The following is a 22,038-nucleotide window of genomic DNA, read 5'->3' on the forward strand; positions in this document are numbered from 1 at the left end:
ACCGTCAGGCCAGTGCTCATTCACGGAAAACACATAATCGGAGATGCACCCGTAACCGGGGAGGAGAAATTTCGCGGGGGGGCCAGAGGCGCTCAATACGCGCAGGACTTGCCGCCAGTACCGCCAGCAGCAGGGCGATGGCAAATAGCGCGCCTTCGAACAGCATCGGCGGAACGGCCATCAGCGATTTGGCGCTCAGCTCGCAGGGCGTCACCGGCTCATCGCTATTACTCTGACCCTGCTGTACCGATTGAGTGGCGGCAGTCGCATTTATGACAAGCGCATGCATCCCGGCCATACGCTGCGCGGTGCATATCAGCACCACCAGACAGGCAAGGGCTACAAGAAGGATGGCTTTGCGTTGTCGCTTGATCATGATCGCCTCAATTATTCACGTGGCCTATCTTATCGGGCGAAAGCTTTTTGGCAATGTTAATGCTGTAAAGAAGTGTCTGTACCCGTCGTACTTCAAGTTGCAGGTGTGTTGACTGCGTTCGTTCACCCGAATCACTTACCAAAGTAAGCTCATCGGGATTCACTCTCTTGCCGCGTTACTCGGCCTACGGCCTCGCCCCTTCGGGGCCAGCGCAAGCGCTGTTCAAGGTACAAGTGCCTTGTCCTGCAACTCGAATTACTTAGGGTATATATCGTGGGGTTTTTTGCCCCCTCCCGGCCGGGAGAGGGCAGAAGCATTATAGTTTTTCACCGTTGCTGGCGATAACCTCTTTGTACCAGTTGAAACTTTTCTTACGCGAGCGCGACATATCGCCGGTGCCGTCGTCGTGTTTATTGACGTAGATAAAGCCGTAACGTTTGCTGTACTGGCCGGTGGTGAAGGAGACGCAGTCGATGCAGCCCCACGGGGTGTAGCCCATCAGCTCAACGCCGTCGTAAGTGACCGCTTTGATCATCTCTTCGACGTGCGCGCGCAGGTAGTCGATGCGGTAGTCGTCGTTGATGCTGCCGTCTTCTTCTACTTTATCGTACGCGCCGAAACCGTTTTCGACGATAAACAGCGGCTTCTGATAGCGCTCATACAGTTCGCACAGCGCATAGCGCAGGCCTACCGGGTCGATTTGCCAGCCCCAGTCGGAGGCTTTGACGTGCGGGTTTGGTACGCTGCCTTCAAAGCCGGAAATCGCGTCGCCAGTGCCGCCTTCCGCTTTCACCGCGTTGGTCATGTAGTAGCTGAAGCCGAGGTAAGCACAGGTGCCTTCACGCAGGATCTGCGCATCGCCGTCTTCCATTTTGATGTTAAAGCCGCGACGCTCCCACTCGTTTAAGACGTAGCTCGGGTAGCTGCCGCGTAGCTGGACATCGGTAAAGACATAGCGCTCGCGCATTGATTCCTGAGCGAACATGATGTCTTCCGGCTTACAGGAAAATGGATAGAGGGGAACCATCGCCAGCATGCAGCCAACCTGCATATCCGGGTTGATTTGACGCGCTGCTTTTACCGCCAGCGCGCTTGCCACGAACTGGTGGTGTAGCACCTGGTACATGGTCTCTTCCGGGTTTTCATGATCGGTATAGACCACGCCCGAGCAGCAGTAGCCAAACAGCGGCGCGCGCCAGTTGCGCTGGTTGTTGATTTCGTTAAAGGTCATCCAGTATTTCACTTTGTGCTTATAGCGCTCGAAGACCACTTCGGCGAAGCGCACAAAGAAATCGACCACTTTACGGTTGGTCCAGCCACCATATTGCTGAACCAGATGTAGCGGCATCTCAAAGTGGGAGAGGGTGATAACCGGCTCGATGTTGTACTTCAACAGTTCATCGAACATGTCATCGTAAAACTTCAGGCCTTCTTCATTCGGCTGGGTTTCGTCACCTAATGGGAAGATGCGGGTCCAGGCGATAGAGGTACGGAAACACTTAAAGCCCATCTCGGCAAACAGCTTGATGTCTTCTTTGTAGTGGCCGTGGAAGTCGATGGCTTCGTGGTTCGGGTAGTATTTACCCGGCTCAACCTGCTGGGTTATCTCGCGTGGTACGCCGTGCGCGCCACCGGTCAGCACATCACAGATGCTTGGGCCTTTGCCGCCTTTATTCCAGCCGCCTTCAACCTGGTGTGCAGCTACCGCGCCACCCCATAAAAAGTCTTTCGGTAAAGGTATTTTTTTCATCTTTGCTAATCTCGTCATAATTACTTGTTGGTTTCGAGTCTAGCAAAGGGGATATAAATGTCACGATATAACAATTTTCCCTGCGTGGGATTTGTTACATCGAAAAAACAGGGTGTTATTTTCAGGCGAGTTTACGCGCTAATTTACGCCCGAGGCTTTCAAGAATATAAATAACCGGGATCTGCGTCGTAATATCGTAGACTCCGCCGATGCGAGTTTGCGGGACGTGCCATGAGAGATTAAAGTCTGCAAGCTTTGCCAGCCGCGAGTGTTCGTGGCTGGTGATGGACATCACTTTACAGCGGTGCAGGCTAAACTGGCTGGCGAAACGCAGGATCTCTTCGGTTTCGCCGGAGACCGACAGCACGATCGCCAGCGCATTGCGCGCCATATCATTGGTGACCGGGAAATAAGGGTCATCGATATGATTGCTGAATTTCCCAACGTTAGAAAAGAAGCGGGCACCATATTTCGCCAATGCGCCGGAAGTCCCCGCGCCAACGAAAATAATACGCTCAGAAGAGAGGATAATATCGACGGCCTGTTCCAGTAATCCATCAAATTCATCATTATTGACGCTTTTGAAAAAGCTCATTATTTCACTGGCACCGATATTTGCCTGTTGAGGCTCATTCTGCTCCAGATATAATTTAAAGCGTACGCGAAACTCTGAGTAGCCTTCGCACTGCAGTTTACGGCAGAAGCGCAGGACGGTTGTCGTAGAGACTCCGACGGCTTCCGCCAGTTCGCGGATGGTCATATACATCACTTTGTCACGATTCTTAATAACGTAGTGATAGACCATCATCTCAAGATTGTTGAGACTGGCGATAGCAGCGTGGGAGAAGATACTCACAGTGGCAAACTCACAATTCATAATGACCAGGACGGAATTATATCATGCAGCAGAATGACATTACCTTTTTTCAGCGCTTTCAGGACGACATCCTTGCCGGGCGTAAAACCATTACTATCCGCGATGCTGCCGAATCGCACTTTAAAGTGGGCGATATCTTGCGCGTTGGCCGCTACGAAGATAACGGCTATTTTTGTACCATCCGCGTAGTGGCGACCTCAACGGTAACTCTGGAGACGCTGACCGATCTGCATGCGCAGCAGGAGAATATGACGCTGACGCAACTACGAGACGTGATTGCGGAGATCTATCCGGGTGAACAGCAGTTTTATGTCATTGAATTCGAAACGCTTTAATAAAATAGTGAACGACTGTTAGTTGAAATTTAACTGTAACACTATGATTTTATAGTATTCATAAATATTCATCTTTTTATTTTAGCTAACAGGTGTTCACTGGAATCATTCTCAGTTAACCTAAGTGAGCACAAAAAGCGTACTTGTTTTCGGAGTCAAATATGGTTCGCAAGCCATTAATCACTCAGGGATATTCTCTGGCAGAGGAAATTGCCAACAGCATCAGTCACGGGATCGGGCTGGTGTTTGGTATCGTCGGTCTGGTGTTGTTGTTGGTGCAGGCGGTAGATAGCAACGCTGGCGCAACGGCTATCACCAGCTACAGCCTGTACGGCGGCAGCATGATTTTGCTGTTCCTCGCCTCCACTCTCTATCACGCGATTCCGCATCAGCGGGCTAAGCTGTGGCTGAAAAAATTCGACCACTGCGCCATCTATCTGCTGATTGCCGGGACCTACACGCCGTTCCTGCTGGTGGGGCTAAATTCACCGCTATCGCGCGGGCTGATGATTGTTATCTGGAGCCTGGCGCTGCTGGGGATCCTGTTCAAGCTGACCATCGCGCATCGCTTTAAGATCCTCTCACTGGTGACCTACCTGACGATGGGCTGGCTGTCGCTTATCGTGGTTTATCAGCTGGCGATTAAGCTGGCGGTGGGCGGCGTCACGCTGCTGGCGGTCGGCGGAGTGGTCTATTCGCTGGGGGTGATTTTCTACGTCTGCAAGCGCATTCCGTACAATCATGCAATTTGGCATGGGTTTGTGCTCGGCGGCAGCGTGTGCCACTTCCTGGCGATTTATCTGTACGTCGGACAGGTTTAAATTTCGCGAAATCTCCCGGTGGCGCTAACGCTGGCCGGGCTACGAGCCCGCGCGGTTTGTGGTTTGGTAGCCCGGACAAGGCGCGTCAAGCGCCGCCTCCGGGACATTCTCCGTTGGTGATGGCTTGCTTGCCAGGGCTACGGCTTGGTTTTTTTATTTAGACTACGGCTTTCACTATATCCATTAATCTGCGGATATCTTCTGGTCGTGTATTGCCGGTTTGCGGGTCGATTATCGAGCTGTAAACATGAGGCATCACGCGAGGTACGCCTGCTTCCAGACAGCTTTGCAAAATAATGCCAAAATTATCGAGATCGATTCCGCCGGTTGGTTCTATCAGCGTCATCCCGTTGCGCGCAGCGGCGGTCGCCAGCACATACAGCTCCGGTAGCGACTTCTCACCGCCCATTGGAAAAAACTTCGCCGCATGCGCCCCTGAATCCTGCATCATACGTACCGCCGCATCGCAGGAAACGCGGGCGGGCGTTCCCTGACTACTGCTGACTCCAGTTGAAATCAGCACCTCGCCCGGCGTACCCGTCGGGCTGACCAGCGCGTTGATATGCGTCTGCCCGCCGCCCGTCGCCGCCAGCGCGCCAGCCGCAAAACCGCAGCCGGTAAAGGTCTGGTTGACGTGCGCCGGATGTACCTTCGACGCGATCATCGCTGCCTTGTAATACTGTGCCGGATCCCCGGCTCCCAGCCCCACGGAGATGGACGGCACCTCCGCCATCCAGCGTTTGATCTCCTGAACGCCGTCTTCCACTGAGGCAAACTGCGCGGAGAGCACGCCGATTACCGCATGGCCCTCTGCGGCATCATAGATTTCCCTGGCATTGGCAATATCTTTCGCCAGCACGTTGATCGCCACTCGTTGGCGATAAAAATTAATCTGCTGCATGGTCTGCAATCTCCTTGAGTCGCGCCACAATTAACGCCATTTCCCCTTCTGCGACCGTCCGTGGATCAAGGCTAAATACGCCCTGATGAAGGTTATAGCGTCGGGCATAAATGGCGATATCGCCGCCGCGCAGTTGCGCTTCCACTTCACGGGCGTTAATGCCTAACGCCTGCGCATTCACCCGGACACGAATACGCCAGATGGCGCGCCCTGCTTCATCCTGCTCAATATCGGCGTTCAGCCCGCGAATGGCGGAAATCGCCTCCGCCACTGGCTGCAGTTGTTCGGCAGTCACTACCGCCTGCTCCTGATGATAATTTTCCAGCGCGTACACCAGCCCAACCATATTCTCCTTACCGATTTTCATCGCCCGCGCAATACCATGGTGCTGCGCCTTACAGGCGGTAATCCACGGTTTCTTACCGGTGATAAACCCGGAGGTGGGCGCGTTAAAGGCTTTTGCCCCGCTGTAGACAACCATATCCGCTCCGCTCGCCACCCAGGCGTGCAAATCCTCCTCGGCGGCGGCATCAACAATCAGCGGCAGGTTGTGAACCTGCGCGACCTGCACGAAGTCTTCAATGCTCAACATCCCTTTCTGCACGCAGTGGTGCGATTTCACATACAGCAGCGCGGCGGTATTGCCAGTAATCGCGCTCTCCAGTTGCCAGCGGGCCGCCAGGTTGCTCGAACCCACCTCTACCACACGCCCGCCGCCGAGGCGAATGGCGCTGGTAATCGGCGCACCGTAGTCGACGTTATGTCCACGCAGCATCACTACTTCGTTGGCCATACCGGAGCTGTCCGGTATCTGCGTGACTCTGGCCTGGTCACCACGAGTAATGGCGGCGGCGACGGCAATGGCGATGCCCGCCGAGGCGCAGGAAGTGACGTAACTGTCCTCAGCGCCGGTAAAGCGGGAAACCAGCTCGCCAGTACGGTCCACCAGTCTGTCGATTTCCACAAAGGCTGAAGCCGCCCGAGCCGTGGCCTGCATCACCTGTGGCGCGACGCTGGAGACGCCCAGAATCGTCATCTTGCCGCAGGCGTTAATCACCTGTTTTAGCCCCAACTGTTGATAGATGTTCTGCGTCATGGTTTACAGCACTCCCAGCAGCGAACAGACCACGCTCAGCGCGACAATCGACAGCAAAATAGTGGTGTAACGCGGCCCTTTCTTCAGCAGATAGAAGTAGACCGCGAATACCGCCGCCAGCGGCAGCAGGCCCGGCGCGATGGAGTCGAGGATCTGCTGGACAACCACCTCAGAACCTTTCAGGGCGCTGATTTTTAACGGCGTAGTGATTTTGACGTAGCTCGCCGAAAGCGCGCCCATCATGATCAAACCCAGCACGTTCGCGCCGTAGATCAGTTCTTTAATTCGCCCCCCTTGCAGCAGGCCGATTATTGAGTCGCGCCCCAGCGTGTAGCCTTTGTGAACCATGCCGTAGCTGATCGCCAGCGTAATCGCCGGATAAAGAATTAAGGGCACAATGCCGCCCATTGCGCTGCCGTTGGCGGCGAACGGGATGAAAATCGCAATCAGCAGCGGCATCACAGCCGCCCAGATGATGGAATCGCCCATCCCGGCCAGCGGCCCCATCAGGCCGGTTTTAATCCCGGTGATCGAGGCATCGCTAATCGGCTCGCCGCGGGTTTTTTGCTCCTCCATCGCAATGGAGATCCCCTGAATCACCGCACCAAAGGTCTGTTCCGAGTTGAAGAAGTTCAGATGGCGTTTTAGCGCCTCTACCTGCTCCTCTTTTTGCGGGTAAAGCTTTTTGATGATCGGCGTCATCGATGCGCAGAAAATCAGGCTTTGCAGGCGCTCATAGGAGCTGGAAACTTCCGCACCCAGCCAGTAGATAAACCAGGCTTTGGTGATATCGGCTTTGGTCAGCGTGCCGCTTACTCGTGCGCGTTCGACCAGTTCATTCTGCATTACGTCGCTGCTCATCATGCTGCTCCTTCATTTTTCGCCAGGCCTTTAATCAGGAAGGCCACGCAGGTGCCGAAGATGGCCATCGCCATGATGTCTACCTTCAGATAGAGCACCGCGAAGAATCCACCAATGAACCACGGCAGTAGGCTCTTTTTACCGATCACCATAATGGTGATGGCGAAACCCAGCGCCGGGAGGATCCCGCCCATGATTTCAAAGGAGTGGGTCAGCCAGTGCGGCATCAGCTTGAGGAAACTTTCCACCACGTTCTGGCCGAAATAGTTGGCGGCAAATACCACCGGGAAGCGCAGTACCAGCCCAAGCAGTGCCGGGTAGAGGAAGGCGCAGCGCATAATACCCGCCATATTCGCCGTTTCCGCATGTTTATCCGCCATATGTACCCAGGCGGCGTTCAGCGTACGACGCAGCTGATCGAGGAACACGCCGATCACGCCAAACGGAATCGCCAGCGCTATCGCCAGGTTCGGATCCATCCCGGCCTTCACGGCAATGGGAATAGCAATACAGGCGGCCAGCGCGGGGTCCGACGGTACGTTACCGCCTGGCGTCGAAGTTACGCCGAGATAGACGAGCTGCATGCCCGCACCAATGATCATTGCCGTTTGCATGTTGCCAAGCAGCAAGCCGACGAAGACTGCGATAACCACCGGCTGAAGCAGCATGGCGGAGAAGGTGTAGCCAAGGCGTAATCGGGCAAACCAGTAATACAATCCCATCAGGCTTGCAAAGACTAAAGTATCCATAATATTTTCCTATACACTTCATCCTTCAGGCTGCCTCTTTGTTGGCTACCTTCGCTCACCCCAGTCACTTACTTTAGTAAGCTCCAGGGGATTCACTCAGTTGCCGCCTCGATGCATCCAGAATGATTTTGTGTATGTTAAATGGTTAGAATTTTTTCAGGATATCGTCCAGAGACTGCGGCTTATCTTCCGGAATGGTCTGGAATACTGCCTTAATCCCGCGACTTTTCAGGTCGTTAAGAATGCCTACGTCTTTTTCATCCAGCGTGATGTTCTGGAAAACGACTTTGCGGTTCGGCCCGCCGCCTAAACCACCCACCTGAATGGCGGAGACATCAAACCCCAGCTGTACGGCTTCCTGAATCGCCGCCAGAGAAGGGAACAGCACCAGCACATTGCCATCGCCAAGCTGATTTTCTTTCCACGATGCCGCAAAGCTCTGATTGCTGTAGCAATCCACTTTAATGTTTGGCGGTGCGGCCATCAGATAGATGTTTTTCATAAACGGATCGGCGTCCAGCTCATCACTGACCACCGCAATCCGGTTGGCCTGAGATTGTCCGACCCACTTTGTCACCACCTGTCCATGAATCAGACGGCTGTCGATGCGACATAACACGATGTTAGCCATAATATTTTTCCCTTATTTTGGTTGTTGTAATTGACGAACGTGGGCGACAACGTCCAGACAGCTGCTGCGTGCGGCTTCCACCAGGTCGGCCACGCAGGCAGAGAGCGGCCCCTCTTCACGCCTGTCCAGCGCCTCCAGCAACAGCGAGGCATTTAGCCCGGAAACCACCGCCACCGGATAATCCGCACTCAGTCGCGCCGCCACGTTTGAGGTGGTACCGCCAACAAAATCGGTCAGAATGAGTGAACCTTCCGGCATGGTTTTCACAACGGCTTCGACACGCTGGTAAAATTCGCCCAGCGTATCGACGGGCATCAGCGCAATTTCCGTCACGCCTTTGATTTCGCCCGTCACCATGCACAGGCTGTTGCAAAGCTGTTGCCCCCAGCCGCCATGCGTCAGCAGCAGGATCTGGGACAAGGGTTCAGTGGTAGTCAAAATGGCCTCCTGGCTCTATTACGTTTACACACGTAGTAAGAGCAAAGGCTGTGCCAGAATTTGTGTCACGTGGGGGAGGAGAGAGGGCTGGCGAGGCGCAGAGCCACGCCAGATAAGGAGTTAGCGATACAACAGTTCGTAGATATAAAAATATTCCGCGTCGGATAAACGGATGGCATAAGCCTCTTCGATAGGCAGGAAGGCGGATTTAATGACACTAAACGCCCGGGCATCCAGATCGGGCTTGTTCTCCAGCGACATCTGTAACGGTTTGCGGTTAATCACGATATGCTCGACCATACAGCAGCAGTGGATCAGGAAGCGCAGTGTCACCTGGCGGCTCGGTTTCAGCGAAAGTGAGGTGGTCAGATGGTTGAGCACGCCTTCCATCTCTTTGAGAATGCGCTGAGGATTGAGCACCGAAATATGGTTGATGATGCTTTCCATGGTTAGCGCGCTGATAAAACGCATCGCGCTGCGCTCCATCTCCAGGCGGCGTTCGCTGCTTGAGAGATCCGGTGTCAGCAGGCTTAGCACCAGCTCCGGCCCCTGTTCGGAGAACAATTCTTCCAGCGAGATAAACGGAATATCCGGCAGACCGGGCTGGAAGGTGCCGACAATTCCCGCCAACCGTTCGCTGGGGTTAATCGCCTGCTGGACCCGCTCCAGACTGCGCACCTCGTTGTAGTCGAGGATCACCATCCGCGTGTCCTGTGACATCAGTTCGCCAAAGCTTTCCTCCAGCACCTTTTTGATTTTCTCCGCCGTGCCCATGCCGGTAATGCAGGAGATTACCAGTACTTTACCGCCGTTCTCCTGCTGCGGCGTGCAGAGCTGACAGGGGATATCTTTACTCTGCATTAACGCCGCCAACTGTGGTAACTCGCTGGTTTCATAGCTTAAATCCAGCCCTAACTCCAGCAGGCTGGTCAGAGTGATATTGGGCATCAGCAGTACATCAATCTGAAATAACTTGCTGATCGTACTACCAAAATGAATCAGTGAACCGATATCTACCATCAATATCAGCCGCTGCCAGCGTCGGGCCTGGATCATCTGGATTAACGTTTCGAGGGTGTCATGCACCGACTGCTCAAACGGCATGTCGATGGCGCTAAACAGCTCGCGCTCCAGCACCCGGTTCACGTACTGCGCCTGGCTGGTGGCCGTCGTCGAACCATGGGCAATCAAAATCACCCCGCAGTCCGGGCTGGCATCGATGCGCTGACGGTAATGTCGACACTCTTTCAGGAACAGGCATAACCAGACCACTTCCGTCGCCGGGCACTGGATATGCAGTAGTTCGTTGATTTTTCGACACAGCAGCGTGGCATTGTCGTATTCATCTTTACAGCGGTCGAGGATCAGGCTGGAGGAGTAAAGCTGCGGGATAAGACCACGCTGCACGTAGCCAATCAGTGCCAGAAAGTGCTTACGCAGCGGATTCACCAGGTTTTCAGGCAGCGTAAACGTAAGCACCTGCTCCACGCAGCCAATCAGCAGCGTCACGCGCTCCTCAATCTGATCGCCATAGCGCGGCGGATGGGCAATATTGTCGCGGCTGTAGAGACCATATTCAAAAATTGAACTGAGCTTATTTTTCAGGATTGCCAGCGTTTCAGCTGGCGGAACGTTGCTGTTGCGCAGATTGACATATTCGCGAGTCAGGAAGCTGTAAAACAGATCGCTCTCTTCAATCTCCGCCCCCGTCGCCAGCGAGGTTTTCAACGCCGGCAGCGTGCGCGCATCAACACTTAGCCGCTCTTTACCGTCAAATAGCGTATCGACCAGCAGACGCTGCTCCGGCGTGGCGTTAAACGGCATCTCCGCCAGCCGTTTATCCAGCTGTAGCGTATCGCTATGCTCCGTCATCCCTGATGCCCACGCCTGGGCACACAGGAACTGAATATCACTCTTGAGTTGGCCAATATTGCCTTCCAGCGGTTTATTTAACAGCCAGAGCAGCAGCGTTTTGTCGATGCTTATTGTGCGCTCGATTTTACGGCTCTCACGCTGTAAGAAGCCGACAATCAATTCAACCTGCTCTTCCACCGAGCGCTGGCGAATACCGGGCAGATCGATGCAGACCTGAATACGCCGCTGGAAGGTGCGCAACAGCGCCGAGCTGACCGGTTCAGTCGTTGCACAAATCAGGCGTACCGAAATTGAGCGCGCAGTGGCGCTTGAGCCGAGCGGGCGATACTGGCCTTTGTCGAGAATGGAGAATAGCTTTTCCTGCCCTTCATATGGCAGACGGTGGACCTCATCGAGCAGTAGATAGCCACCATCTGCCTGTTCAACCAAACCGGGTTTATTCTCGTTTGCTCCGGTAAATGCGCCCTGCCGGTGACCAAACAGGTGCGAGGAGAGCAGTTCCGGGTTATGGGCATATTCTGCACAGTTAAAGTAGACCAGCGGCGGCGCAGTTCCCGTTGCATGTTCGCAGGCAAAGCGATGCATCAGTTCGGCAAAGAAGGTTTTGCCAACGCCGGAAGGGCCGGTCAACAGCACATGCAACCCGTGGGGATAAAGTACCGCAGCGCGGCCTTTTTCCACTGCGTCACGCAGACTACGGTCATAACCAATCAGGCCGCTAAAAGGGTCATCAGTCGAGTGGTCTTCCTGATGGGGGAGCAGATCGGCAACCGTGCGCACTTCACGCTCGGACTCATCCAGCGTGCGTCCCAGCAGCGTTTCCACCGCTTGACGGTGCAGGAAGAACACCGGACGGCCACGACTCTTAATCGCCAAACCGTCGCTCCACAACTGATTGAGATCTTTGCTAACTGAGTTACGCGCCAGCCCAAGGTTAAAGCCGATGGCTTCTGCCGTAAACGCTGTCTCCTGCGCTAAATCCGCAAGACTCAAGCCGCTCGTCAGCCGCGCCAGCTCTCCCTGTATTACCTCAATCCGTCTCATTCTCTTTACCGCTTAAGAAATAAATGATTGTTCAGAACATACACTATTCTGCTATGCAAGAAAGTGGCCTGGGGCCAGAGATGGTGCATTAGCTCAGACGGCTATGGCAGTTGAGGGACGACGGGGAGGCGGTATCGCTTTCGGGAAAATCCCCCGGTGGCGCTGCGCTGACCGGGCTACAGGTTCACAGTCGTCTGCTGTCCGGTAGCCCGATGTGATGGACACCTCCCACCTTACGGCATCATAACGTGCCAGACTGGAAGTGTTACCTGCAGTCCACAGGAGGAGGTGTCCACCATGAATATTAAACGTATCGGTCTTGACCTGGCAAAAAATGTCTTTCAGATCCATGCCGTGGATCACCATGAGCATGTCGTCGTACGAAAATCTATTCGCCGCGCCCACATGCACGCTTATTTCTCTCAGCTGGCTCCCTGCACCATCGGGATTGAAGCCTGCGCATCATCCCACTACTGGTCCCGCGAACTCACCCGCATGGGGCATACCGTGCGCATTATTCCCCCGAAATTCGTCAAGCCTTACCTCAAAGGCAACAAGAATGATGCCAACGATGCCGAAGCCATCTGTGAAGCCATCAGCCGCCCCGCCATGCGCTTCGTCGCGGTTAAGACAGAGCGCCAGCAGACCCTTCAGGCGGAGCATCGCGTGCGGGCCAGAGTGATAAAAAGCCGCACGGCGCTGTGCAACGAGATACGGGGCTTTCTGGGCGAATTCGGCGTGGTGCTGCCGGTCGGCATCAGCCAGTTGCGTAAGGCGCTGCCGGAGATACTGTCACAGCAGGAGCAGTGGGATGACCGGTTTATGCGCCTGCTGTGCGAGCTGGCCGAAGAGCTGCGGATGCTGGATGACCGGGTGGCGGGGCATGACCGGCGGCTCGCAGAGGCGGCGCGGGAAGATATCTGCATCCAGCGGCTGATGAAAATAGAAGGTATCGGCGTGATAACCGCCAGCGCGATGGTGGCGTTGTTGGGTGACGCGACGCAGTTTAAGAACGGTCGGGAGATGGCGGCTTATGTGGGGCTGGTTCCCCGGCAGCACTCAAGCGGCGGTAAGCAGCAGCTGGGGCATATCAGCAAGCGGGGTGACAGCTACCTGCGTACGCTGGTCATCCACGGGGCACGGTCAGTTCTGAAGACATGTGCAGGCAAAGAAGACCGGCGGAGCCAGTGGCTGCAGTCGGTGGCGGAAAGACGGAACCGGAATATCGCGACGGTGGCGCTGGCGAACAAGAATGTGCGGATAGCGTGGGCGGTGATGAGTCGCGGAGAAGATTACCATGGTTCACGGGTCGCCGGTTAACCGACGCCCCGTGAGCCATGCAGTAAAAAGAGCAGTAACCCTGTCGTGAGATTGCGAAGCGATTTAGCGTGATGAGTAACCGGTAAGACCAGCACCTGAGAAATCCGGCCTGTCCGAAGGCTCCCTGCGAAGCAAAGCCGATAGCCCGAAAGGAAGCAGGTGCGCAGAACACATCATGGCCCGGGTACGACGGTACCGAAAGAGAGGCCGGATATACGAACGCAACTTACCCTGGTGACTCACACAAAAAATAGCTTGCATCACGGGAGGTGTCCATATACGGACAGGCGCATTGCACCGCCTCCGGGGAGAAGACGGCCAGGAATATTTTAACTCTCTTCCAGTGAATACGGCAGCGGTTCGATGCTCAGGCTACCGGCATCATCGCGCACACGGAATACGCTGTCCGGCTCCATATCGTTATTCATCACCACCTGCACCAGCAGGCGACCATCATCTAACTGCACGGCGGCTAAAACGGTGCCGGTACGACGCCAGTTTTCACCCATTTTCAGCTCAAGGTCCTCCCCGGCTTCCGGCACGCGGCTGGCTTTCCCCGCCAGGGACCACAGAGCACGCTTGTTGGCACCGCGGAATTTTGCGCGGGCAACCATTTCCTGACCGGTGTAGCAGCCTTTCTTAAAGCTGATGCCGCCCAATGCCTGAAGGTTAGTCGCTTGCGGAATAAACTGTGCGCTGTTGGCGCTGTCGATAACCGGCAGTCCGGCTTCAATATTCAGCGCCAGCCACTGCTGGCTGTTGTTAAGCTGCGCTTCACCGCGCAGGGCCTCGGTGACGCGGGTGGCGGTTGTCTCATCGGTCACCAGCAGGAAACGCTCGGCCGGATGCTCAAACCACAGCAGGCTGGTGGATCCTTCACTGACAACCTGCTTGTCGGCATTCGGCAGTTCGCTAAACAGCGGTGCCAGCGCGGCACGGGCCTGGAAACCGGCGACGCCCAGCAGCACCAGTTCATCATCGGCGGCGATCGTCACTTTAGAGAACACCGCGTATTTTTTCAGTTCAGTCAATTGCGCGTCGCGCAGGCTGCGGCGTTCAATCCATGCAAACCCCTCGTTACGACGGAAAACGCGCAGATTGCTCCACATCTTGCCTTTAGCATCGCAATGCGCGGCAAGCAGGTGCTGCTCGTTGGTCAGTTGACTGATATCAGCGGTAATCTGCCCTTGCAGATATTTTTCGCCATCCGCACCGGTAATCGTCGCCAGCGCCCAGTCATCCAGCGTCATCAGCGTTAACGGCAGACGCGCGCAAGAGGAAGGCTGACGCGGAGGAAAAGGTGTAAAAGCCATAGTCATATCCCGAATAGCTTAACGCAGAGTGTGTGACTAATGGTAAAAGAGCTAGAGTGCAATGCAAGCGCTTTCGGCAAGCCATTTGTGCCCTCAATGGCGGGAAGCCAGACCGCAGGAAATAATGAAAGACCTGATTATTTTAGGGTTTTCATGGAGGCGCGCTCGCGAATCTTGATATTCCTGTGAAGTCAGTGGCGAAAACGGGTTAAACTAAGAAATATTTATAAGTAGGAAGTAAACATGGATATTAACAATAAAGCTCGTATCCACTGGGCGTGTCGCCGGGGGATGCGTGAACTCGATATCTCCATCATGCCGTTTTTTGAGTACGAGTACGATACGCTCAGCGATGGCGACAAGCTGTTGTTCATCCGCCTGCTGGAAAACGACGATCCGGACCTGTTCAACTGGTTAATGAACCATGGCGAACCGGCTGATGCGGAACTGCAACGGATGGTAAAATTAATTCAGATACGGAATCGGGAACGTGGTCCTGTGGCAATCTGATTTACGCATCTCATGGCGAGCGCAGTGGTTCTCGCTGTTGCTGCATGGTGTTGTGGCGGCACTTGTGCTGCTGATGCCCTGGCCGCTCAGCTACACCCCGTTATGGCTGATACTGCTGTCGCTGGTGGTGTTTGACTGCGTGCGCAGCCAGAGGCGGATTCACGCCCGTCAGGGCGAAATAAAACTGCTGATGGACTCCCGACTGCGCTGGCAAAAAGCGGAGTGGGAAATCGTCGGTACCCCATGGGTGATCAATAGCGGAATGCTGCTGCGTCTGCGGGATACAAAAAACCACCGTACCCAGCATCTGTGGGTCGCGGCAGATAGTATGGACGCGGGGGAGTGGCGCGACCTGCGCCGACTGGTGTTACAGAAATCGGCGCAAGATTAAGAGCCTCAGGCGAACTGCTCAGCCATTTCGCCGAGGATTTGTTCGCACCAGTTCTGGATGCGTTCATCGCTCAGGTCGTACTGGTTAGTTTCATCCAGCGCCAGCCCAACAAACAGCTGCCCGTCGGCGATAACCGGTTTCGGACTGGTAAACTCATAGCCTTCAGTTGGCCAATAGCCGATGAACTTCACGCCTTTGGTTGCCAGCTTGTCGTGCAGCATACCCAGCGCATCAAGGAACCATTCGCCGTAGCCTAACTGGTCGCCCATACCGTATAGCGCGACGATCTTATCTTGCAGATCCAGCGTATCGAGCTGTTGCCAGACGGCCTCCCAATCTTCCTGGATTTCACCAAAATCCCAGGTTGGAATGCCGAGGATAAGCACGTCATATTGCGTCATCAGGGCAGGGGAATCATCTTTCAGGTTGTGCAGCGTCACCAGTTCAGGGCCGATGATATCGCGGATTTTTTCCGCCGCCATTTCGGTGTAGCAGGTGCTGGAACCGTAAAAAAGACCTATGTTCATCGCAAAAATGTCTCAATTCTTGTTGTGACTTTGTGCTTAGTCTACCAGAAAGGCCGTGGCCGCCTGCAACTCGAATTATTTAGGGTATAATGACGCCGTTTTGATAAGCAAAGAGGCCGATGTGAAACAGGATCTCGCACAAATCGAGCAGTTTCTCGATGCTTTATGGCTGGAGCGTAATCTGGCGGAGAACACGCTAAGCGCCTACCGCCGGGATCTGACGATGGTGGTCGAATGGCTGCATCATCGCGAGCTGTCGCTTGCCAGCGTTAGCGGCGAGGATCTCCAGTCGCTGTTGGCGGAGCGCCAGACCGGCGGCTATAAAGCCACCAGTACTGCGCGCTTACTGAGCGCCGTACGTCGTTTCTTTCAGCATCTTTATCGGGAAAAAATCCGCCCGGATGATCCAAGCGCGCTGCTGGCATCGCCAAAGCTGCCGCAGAGGCTGCCGAAGGATCTGAGCGAAGCCCAGGTTGAACGCCTGCTGCAGGCACCGCTGGTGGAGCAACCGCTGGAGCTGCGCGATAAAGCGATGCTGGAAGTACTGTACGCGACGGGTCTGCGCGTCTCAGAACTGGTGGGTCTGACCATGAGCGACATCAGCCTGCGCCAGGGCGTTGTGCGCGTGATTGGTAAAGGCAATAAAGAACGACTGGTACCGTTAGGCGAAGAGGCGGTACTGTGGGTTGAGAATTACCTTGAGTACGGGCGTCCCTGGTTGCTGAACGGCGTGGCGTCCGATGTGCTTTTTCCCAGCCAGCGCGCGCAGCAGATGACGCGCCAGACGTTCTGGCATCGGATTAAACACTATTCCGTACTGGCGGGGATTGACAGCGCAAAGCTCTCCCCGCACGTGTTACGCCATGCATTCGCCACGCATTTACTTAACCATGGCGCGGACTTACGCGTGGTGCAGATGCTGTTAGGACACAGCGATCTCTCCACGACGCAGATCTACACCCACGTGGCGACCGAGCGTCTGCGACAACTTCATCAACAGCATCACCCGCGTGCGTGAGCGCTGAATAAAAAGGATTGAGTATGAAAAAAGGTTTACTGATGTTCACCCTGCTGGCGACCACCTTATCCGGTGCAGCACATGCCGATAGCGCGGCGATTAAGCAGCTGCTGGCAAAGCTGGGTGTGCAGAGCACGGACGTGCAACCTTCTCCGGTCAAGGGCATCAGCACCGTGTTGACGGATAGCGGCGTTCTGTACGTCACCGATGATGGTAAGCACATCATCCAGGGGCCGATGTACGATGTCAGCGGCGCGCAGCCGGTGAACGTTACCAACACGTTGTTGGCCGGTAAGCTCAACGCGCTGGAAAAAGAGATGATTGTCTACAAAGCGCCGCAGGAAAAACACGTCATCACCGTCTTCACCGACATTACCTGCGGCTATTGTCACAAGCTGCACGAGCAGATGAGCGACTACAATGCGCTGGGCATCACCGTGCGCTACCTGGCCTTCCCGCGCCAGGGGCTGCAAAGCGAAGCCGAGCAGAATATGAAGGCTATCTGGTGCGCCAAAGATCCTAACAAAGCACTGGATAACGCCATGAGCGGCAAAGCCGTAGAGGCTGCCAGCTGCGATGTTGATATCGCTAAACACTACACGCTTGGCGTGCAGCTTGGTGTTAACGGCACCCCGGCGATGGTGCTGAGCGACGGGACCCTTATGCCGGGCTATCGCGATCCTAAAGACCTGAAAGCGCTCCTCGATGAGCATCAAAAACAGACAAGCGGTAACTGATTCGCGTGAAACAACAGATACAACTACGCCGCCGGGAGGCGGCTGACGACGTCGACTTACCTCCAGACCTTCCTCCGCTCCTGCAACGGCTGTACGCCAGCCGGGGCGTGCGCAGTGCGCAGGAGTTGGAACGCGGCGTGAAAGGCATGCTGCCGTGGGCGCAACTGACCGGCGTCGAAAAAGCGGTAGAAATGCTCTACGGCGCATTTAAACAACAACTGCACATCGTGGTGGTTGGCGATTTTGACGCCGATGGCGCCACCAGTACGGCGTTGAGCGTGCTCGCCTTGCGCGCGCTGGGTTACGGCAACGTTTCCTATCTGGTGCCGAACCGCTTTGAGGACGGTTACGGCCTGAGCCCGGAAGTGGTCGATCAGGCTCATGCCCGCGGCGCGCAGATGATTATGACCGTTGATAACGGTATCTCATCACATGCTGGCGTCGATCACGCTCATGCTCTGGGCATTCCGGTGCTGGTGACCGATCACCACCTGCCTGGCGACACGCTGCCCGCAGCTGATGCGATCATTAACCCAAACCTGCGCGACTGTGAGTTCCCGTCGAAATCGCTGGCCGGGGTTGGCGTGGCTTTTTATCTGATGCTGGCGCTGCGCACTTTCCTGCGTGATAAAGGCTGGTTTGAGGAGCGCGGCATCGCGCCGCCGAATCTGGCTGACTTACTCGACCTGGTGGCGCTTGGCACCGTGGCGGATGTGGTGCCGCTGGATGCCAACAACCGTATTTTGACCTGGCAGGGGCTGAGCCGCATTCGGGCGGGTAAATGCCGTCCGGGTATTAAGGCGCTGCTGGAAATCTCTAATCGCGACCCGCAAAAGCTGGCGGCCAGCGATCTCGGTTTTGCTCTCGGTCCGCGCCTTAATGCGGCCGGACGGCTGGATGATATGTCCGTCGGCGTCGCATTGCTGCTGTGCGAGAGTACTGGCGAAGCGCGGGTGCTGGCGAATGAACTGGATGCGCTAAACCAGACGCGTAAAGAGATTGAACAGGGGATGCAGGCGGAAGCGCTGACCTTATGTGAAAAGCTGGAGCGCAGCAGCGAGACGCTGCCCGGCGGGCTGGCGATGTACCACCCGCAGTGGCACCAGGGCGTGGTCGGCATCCTGGCTTCACGTATTAAAGAGCGTTTTCACCGCCCGGTCATCGCTTTTGCGCCCACCGGAGACGGACTGCTAAAAGGCTCCGGTCGGTCGATTCAGGGGCTGCATATGCGCGATGCGCTGGAGCGCCTGGATACGCTCTATCCTGGCATGATTTTGAAGTTCGGCGGTCACGCCATGGCGGCAGGACTGTCGCTGGAAGAGGCGCGCTTTGATGAGTTTCAGCAGCGCTTTGGCGAACTGGTGACCGAGTGGCTCGACCCCGCGCTATTGCAAGGGGAAGTGGTTTCCGACGGCCCGTTAGCAGCGGCTGAAATGAGCATGGAAGTCGCTCAAATGCTGCGCGATGCGGGCCCCTGGGGGCAAATGTTCCCCGAACCGCTGTTTGATGGTCATTTTCGCATTTTGCAGCAGCGCCTGGTCGGCGAACGTCACCTGAAAGTGATGGTTGAACCGGTTGGCGGCGGCCCGCTGCTGGATGGTATCGCGTTTAATGTCGATACTTCCATTTGGCCAGATAACGGCGTGCGCGAAGTCCAGCTTGCCTACAAGCTTGATATCAATGAGTTCCGCGGCAACCGCAGCCTGCAGCTGATCATTGACCACCTCTGGCCAAATTGACAACAGTATATTAATGGGAGCGCGAATCCGGTAGAATTCCGCTCTTATCACCGCATTTTGACGAATCCATTAAAAGAAACCGACCATGTTTGAAATAAATCCGGTAAATAACCGCATTCAGGACCTCACGGAGCGCTCGAACGTTCTTAGGGGGTATCTTTGACTACGATGCTAAGAAAGAGCGTCTCGAAGAAGTAAACGCCGAGCTGGAACAGCCGGACGTGTGGAACGAGCCAGAGCGCGCACAGGCGCTGGGCAAAGAACGTTCCTCGCTGGAAGCCATCGTGGATACGCTGGATCAGATGTCCCAGGGGCTGGAAGACGTTTCCGGTCTGCTGGAGCTGGCCGTTGAAGCCGACGACGAAGAGACCTTCAACGAAGCCGTTGCTGAACTCGACGTGCTGGAAGAGAAACTCGCGCAGTTGGAATTCCGCCGTATGTTCTCCGGTGAATACGACAGCGCCGATTGCTATCTGGATATCCAGGCCGGTTCCGGCGGTACGGAAGCGCAGGACTGGGCCAGCATGCTGACGCGTATGTATCTGCGCTGGGCCGAAGCGCGTGGCTTTAAAACCGAGATTATCGAAGAGTCTGAAGGCGAAGTGGCGGGTATTAAGTCCGTCACCATTAAGATTATCGGCGACTACGCCTACGGCTGGTTGCGTACCGAAACCGGCGTCCATCGCCTGGTGCGTAAGAGCCCGTTCGATTCCGGCGGCCGTCGCCACACCTCTTTCAGCTCTGCGTTCGTTTACCCGGAAGTGGATGACGATATTGATATCGAAATCAACCCGGCGGATCTGCGTATCGACGTTTACCGCGCATCCGGTGCGGGCGGTCAGCACGTTAACCGTACGGAATCTGCGGTGCGTATCACCCATATTCCAACCAATACGGTCACCCAATGCCAGAACGACCGTTCACAGCACAAGAACAAAGACCAGGCCATGAAGCAGATGAAAGCGAAGCTTTATGAGCTGGAAATGCAGAAGAAAAATGCCGAGAAGCAGGCGATGGAAGATACCAAATCCGACATCGGCTGGGGCAGCCAGATCCGTTCTTACGTGCTGGACGATTCCCGCATTAAAGATCTGCGCACCGGGGTGGAAACCCGCAACACTCAGGCAGTGCTGGACGGCAGCCTGGATCAATTTATCGAAGCAAGTTTGAAAGCAGGGTTATGAGGAACCAACATGTCTGAACAACAAGCACAGGGCGCTGACGCGGCAATTGACCTTAATAATGAACTGAAAGCCCGTCGTGAGAAGCTGGCCGCACTGCGTGAGCAGGGTATCCCGTTCCCGAATGATTTCCGTCGTGACCACACCTCTGATCAACTGCACGCTGACTTCGATGCGAAAGAAAACGAAGAGCTGGAAGCGCTGAACGTTGAAGTCGCCGTTGCTGGCCGCATGATGACCCGTCGTATCATGGGTAAAGCCTCTTTCGTTACGCTGCAGGACGTTGGCGGCCGCATTCAGCTGTACGTTGCGCGTGACGATCTGGCGGAAGGCGTCTACAACGAGCAGTTCAAGAAATGGGACCTCGGGGACATCATCGCTGCACGCGGTAAGCTGTTCAAAACCAAAACCGGTGAACTCTCTATCCATTGCACCGAGTTGCGTTTGCTGACCAAAGCCCTGCGCCCGCTGCCGGACAAATTCCACGGCCTGCAGGATCAGGAAGCGCGCTATCGTCAGCGCTACCTGGACCTGATCTCCAACGATGAATCCCGCAACACGTTTAAAATTCGTTCGCAGATCCTGGCTGGCATTCGTCAGTTCATGGTTGGCCGCAACTTTATGGAAGTGGAAACCCCGATGATGCAGGTGATCCCCGGCGGCGCATCTGCCCGTCCGTTTGTCACTCATCACAATGCCCTGGATATGGACATGTACCTGCGTATCGCGCCGGAACTGTACCTGAAGCGTCTGGTGGTCGGCGGCTTCGAGCGCGTGTTCGAAATCAACCGTAACTTCCGTAACGAAGGCATCTCCGTTCGTCATAACCCAGAGTTCACCATGATGGAACTCTATATGGCTTATGCGGACTATAAAGATCTGATCGAGCTGACCGAATCCCTGTTCCGCACCCTGGCGCAGAATATCCTCGGCAACACTGCGGTGCCTTATGGCGATGAGACCTTCGACTTCGGCAAGCCGTTTGAAAAACTGACCATGCGCGAAGCGATTAAGAAATACCGTCCGGAAACCGAGATGGCGGATCTGGATAACTTCGATTCCGCGAAAGCCATTGCTGAAAGCATCGGCGTTCACGTTGAGAAAAGCTGGGGCCTGGGCCGTATCGTGACCGAGATCTTCGAAGAAGTCGCGGAAGCGCACCTGATTCAGCCGACTTTCATTACTGAATACCCGGCAGAAGTCTCTCCGCTGGCGCGTCGTAACGACGAGAACCCGGAAATCACCGACCGCTTTGAATTCTTTATCGGCGGGCGCGAAATCGGTAACGGCTTCAGCGAACTGAACGACGCAGAAGACCAGGCGCAGCGCTTCCTCGATCAGGTAAACGCGAAAGCCGCTGGTGATGACGAAGCGATGTTCTATGACGAAGACTACGTGACCGCGCTGGAGCACGGCCTGCCGCCGACTGCGGGTCTGGGTATTGGTATCGACCGTATGGTCATGCTGTTTACCAACAGCCACACCATCCGCGACGTGATCCTGTTCCCGGCGATGCGTCCGGTAAAATAAGCATTACCGTAATAAATG

At 55.3% G+C, this 22,038-nt stretch carries 22 protein-coding genes; 10 read left to right on the plus strand and 12 right to left on the minus strand.

Annotated features, from left to right (window positions below):
* Window positions 1-16 precede the first annotated feature (16 nt).
* From HV213_RS05095 to HV213_RS05105, 3 genes are all read right to left on the minus strand, one after another.
* On the minus strand, window positions 17-376 hold the full coding sequence (locus HV213_RS05095) for a copper resistance protein (RefSeq protein ID WP_181484932.1): 360 nt from the start codon (window positions 374-376) through the stop codon (window positions 17-19).
* A gap of 316 nt (window positions 377-692) precedes the next feature.
* Complete coding sequence (bglA, locus tag HV213_RS05100; RefSeq protein WP_181484933.1) at window positions 693-2,126, minus strand: 6-phospho-beta-glucosidase BglA; 1,434 nt, start codon at window positions 2,124-2,126, stop codon at window positions 693-695.
* A gap of 121 nt (window positions 2,127-2,247) precedes the next feature.
* Window positions 2,248-2,976 carry a MurR/RpiR family transcriptional regulator gene (locus tag HV213_RS05105; protein ID WP_181486337.1) on the minus strand — a complete coding sequence of 243 codons (729 nt, stop codon included), beginning with the start codon at window positions 2,974-2,976 and terminating at the stop codon, window positions 2,248-2,250.
* Window positions 2,977-3,026: 50 nt separating this feature from the next.
* On the opposite strand from HV213_RS05105, the gene yqfB reads away from it, so the two are divergent.
* Window positions 3,027-3,338, plus strand: coding sequence for a N(4)-acetylcytidine aminohydrolase (gene yqfB / locus HV213_RS05110; protein ID WP_110276712.1), 312 nt, complete (start codon window positions 3,027-3,029; stop codon window positions 3,336-3,338).
* Window positions 3,339-3,499: 161 nt separating this feature from the next.
* On the plus strand, window positions 3,500-4,159 hold the full coding sequence (gene trhA, locus HV213_RS05115) for a PAQR family membrane homeostasis protein TrhA (RefSeq protein WP_112216534.1): 660 nt from the start codon (window positions 3,500-3,502) through the stop codon (window positions 4,157-4,159).
* A gap of 157 nt (window positions 4,160-4,316) precedes the next feature.
* Here trhA and dagF read toward each other — a convergent pair whose 3' ends face one another.
* The 7 genes from dagF to dagR form a co-directional block, all read right to left on the minus strand.
* Entirely contained in the window at window positions 4,317-5,060 is a 744-nt protein-coding gene (dagF, locus tag HV213_RS05120; RefSeq protein WP_181484934.1) for a 2-dehydro-3-deoxy-phosphogluconate aldolase, read from the minus strand.
* Window positions 5,047-6,156, minus strand: coding sequence for a D-glucosaminate-6-phosphate ammonia lyase (gene dgaE / locus HV213_RS05125; protein WP_181484935.1), 1,110 nt, complete (start codon window positions 6,154-6,156; stop codon window positions 5,047-5,049). The genes dagF and dgaE overlap by 14 nt, the downstream gene beginning before the upstream one ends.
* A gap of 3 nt (window positions 6,157-6,159) precedes the next feature.
* Window positions 6,160-7,020, minus strand: coding sequence for a PTS system mannose/fructose/sorbose family transporter subunit IID (locus tag HV213_RS05130; protein ID WP_167492726.1), 861 nt, complete (start codon window positions 7,018-7,020; stop codon window positions 6,160-6,162).
* Window positions 7,017-7,766, minus strand: coding sequence for a PTS mannose/fructose/sorbose/N-acetylgalactosamine transporter subunit IIC (locus HV213_RS05135; RefSeq protein ID WP_110276708.1), 750 nt, complete (start codon window positions 7,764-7,766; stop codon window positions 7,017-7,019). Before HV213_RS05135 ends, HV213_RS05130 begins: the two co-directional genes overlap by 4 nt.
* A 145-nt stretch (window positions 7,767-7,911) precedes the next feature.
* The gene (locus HV213_RS05140; RefSeq protein WP_181484936.1) at window positions 7,912-8,397 is read right to left on the minus strand and encodes a PTS sugar transporter subunit IIB; all 486 of its coding nucleotides are present in this window, start codon (window positions 8,395-8,397) and stop codon (window positions 7,912-7,914) included.
* A 12-nt stretch (window positions 8,398-8,409) separates the two neighbouring features.
* Window positions 8,410-8,835, minus strand: a complete 426-nt coding sequence (locus HV213_RS05145) for a PTS sugar transporter subunit IIA (protein WP_181484937.1) — start codon at window positions 8,833-8,835, stop codon at window positions 8,410-8,412.
* A 120-nt stretch (window positions 8,836-8,955) separates the two neighbouring features.
* A complete protein-coding gene (gene dagR, locus HV213_RS05150) occupies window positions 8,956-11,754 on the minus strand; it encodes a transcriptional regulator DagR (RefSeq protein ID WP_181484938.1) in 2,799 nt (932 codons plus the stop codon).
* 297 nt (window positions 11,755-12,051) lie between these two features.
* Between dagR and HV213_RS05155 the strand changes: the two genes are divergently transcribed.
* Entirely contained in the window at window positions 12,052-13,074 is a 1,023-nt protein-coding gene (locus tag HV213_RS05155) for an IS110 family RNA-guided transposase (protein WP_181485305.1), read from the plus strand.
* Window positions 13,075-13,403: 329 nt separating this feature from the next.
* Here the strand turns inward: HV213_RS05155 and ygfZ are convergent, their stop codons facing one another.
* Window positions 13,404-14,387 (minus strand): tRNA-modifying protein YgfZ, encoded by a 984-nt coding sequence (gene ygfZ / locus HV213_RS05160; RefSeq protein ID WP_181484940.1) that lies wholly within the window; start codon window positions 14,385-14,387, stop codon window positions 13,404-13,406.
* Between the two features lie 243 nt (window positions 14,388-14,630).
* Between ygfZ and sdhE the strand changes: the two genes are divergently transcribed.
* Together sdhE and HV213_RS05170 are read left to right on the plus strand one after the other, a co-directional pair.
* Window positions 14,631-14,897 carry an FAD assembly factor SdhE gene (sdhE, locus tag HV213_RS05165; RefSeq protein ID WP_110276703.1) on the plus strand — a complete coding sequence of 89 codons (267 nt, stop codon included), beginning with the start codon at window positions 14,631-14,633 and terminating at the stop codon, window positions 14,895-14,897.
* Window positions 14,878-15,288, plus strand: coding sequence for a protein YgfX (locus HV213_RS05170; protein ID WP_110276702.1), 411 nt, complete (start codon window positions 14,878-14,880; stop codon window positions 15,286-15,288). Before sdhE ends, HV213_RS05170 begins: the two co-directional genes overlap by 20 nt.
* A 5-nt stretch (window positions 15,289-15,293) precedes the next feature.
* Here HV213_RS05170 and fldB read toward each other — a convergent pair whose 3' ends face one another.
* A complete protein-coding gene (fldB, locus tag HV213_RS05175; protein ID WP_112216527.1) occupies window positions 15,294-15,815 on the minus strand; it encodes a flavodoxin FldB in 522 nt (173 codons plus the stop codon).
* Between the two features lie 121 nt (window positions 15,816-15,936).
* Between fldB and xerD the strand changes: the two genes are divergently transcribed.
* From xerD to lysS, 5 genes are all read left to right on the plus strand, one after another.
* Window positions 15,937-16,833, plus strand: a complete 897-nt coding sequence (xerD, locus tag HV213_RS05180; RefSeq protein ID WP_181484941.1) for a site-specific tyrosine recombinase XerD — start codon at window positions 15,937-15,939, stop codon at window positions 16,831-16,833.
* Between the two features lie 23 nt (window positions 16,834-16,856).
* Window positions 16,857-17,570 (plus strand): bifunctional protein-disulfide isomerase/oxidoreductase DsbC, encoded by a 714-nt coding sequence (dsbC, locus tag HV213_RS05185; protein ID WP_181484942.1) that lies wholly within the window; start codon window positions 16,857-16,859, stop codon window positions 17,568-17,570.
* Between the two features lie 5 nt (window positions 17,571-17,575).
* Complete coding sequence (recJ, locus tag HV213_RS05190) at window positions 17,576-19,309, plus strand: single-stranded-DNA-specific exonuclease RecJ (RefSeq protein WP_181484943.1); 1,734 nt, start codon at window positions 17,576-17,578, stop codon at window positions 19,307-19,309.
* An 85-nt stretch (window positions 19,310-19,394) separates the two neighbouring features.
* Window positions 19,395-20,493 (plus strand): peptide chain release factor 2 gene (prfB, locus tag HV213_RS05195; RefSeq protein WP_181484944.1). Its coding sequence is split into 2 segments (ribosomal slippage): window positions 19,395-19,469 and window positions 19,471-20,493, totalling 1,098 coding nucleotides; the frame shifts between segments, so codons are not numbered across the junction.
* Window positions 20,494-20,502: 9 nt separating this feature from the next.
* Complete coding sequence (lysS, locus tag HV213_RS05200; RefSeq protein WP_181484945.1) at window positions 20,503-22,020, plus strand: lysine--tRNA ligase; 1,518 nt, start codon at window positions 20,503-20,505, stop codon at window positions 22,018-22,020.
* Window positions 22,021-22,038 lie beyond the last annotated feature (18 nt).

The sequence above is a fragment of the Klebsiella sp. RHBSTW-00484 genome (assembly GCF_013705725.1).
Classification (GTDB): Bacteria; Pseudomonadota; Gammaproteobacteria; order Enterobacterales; family Enterobacteriaceae; genus Klebsiella.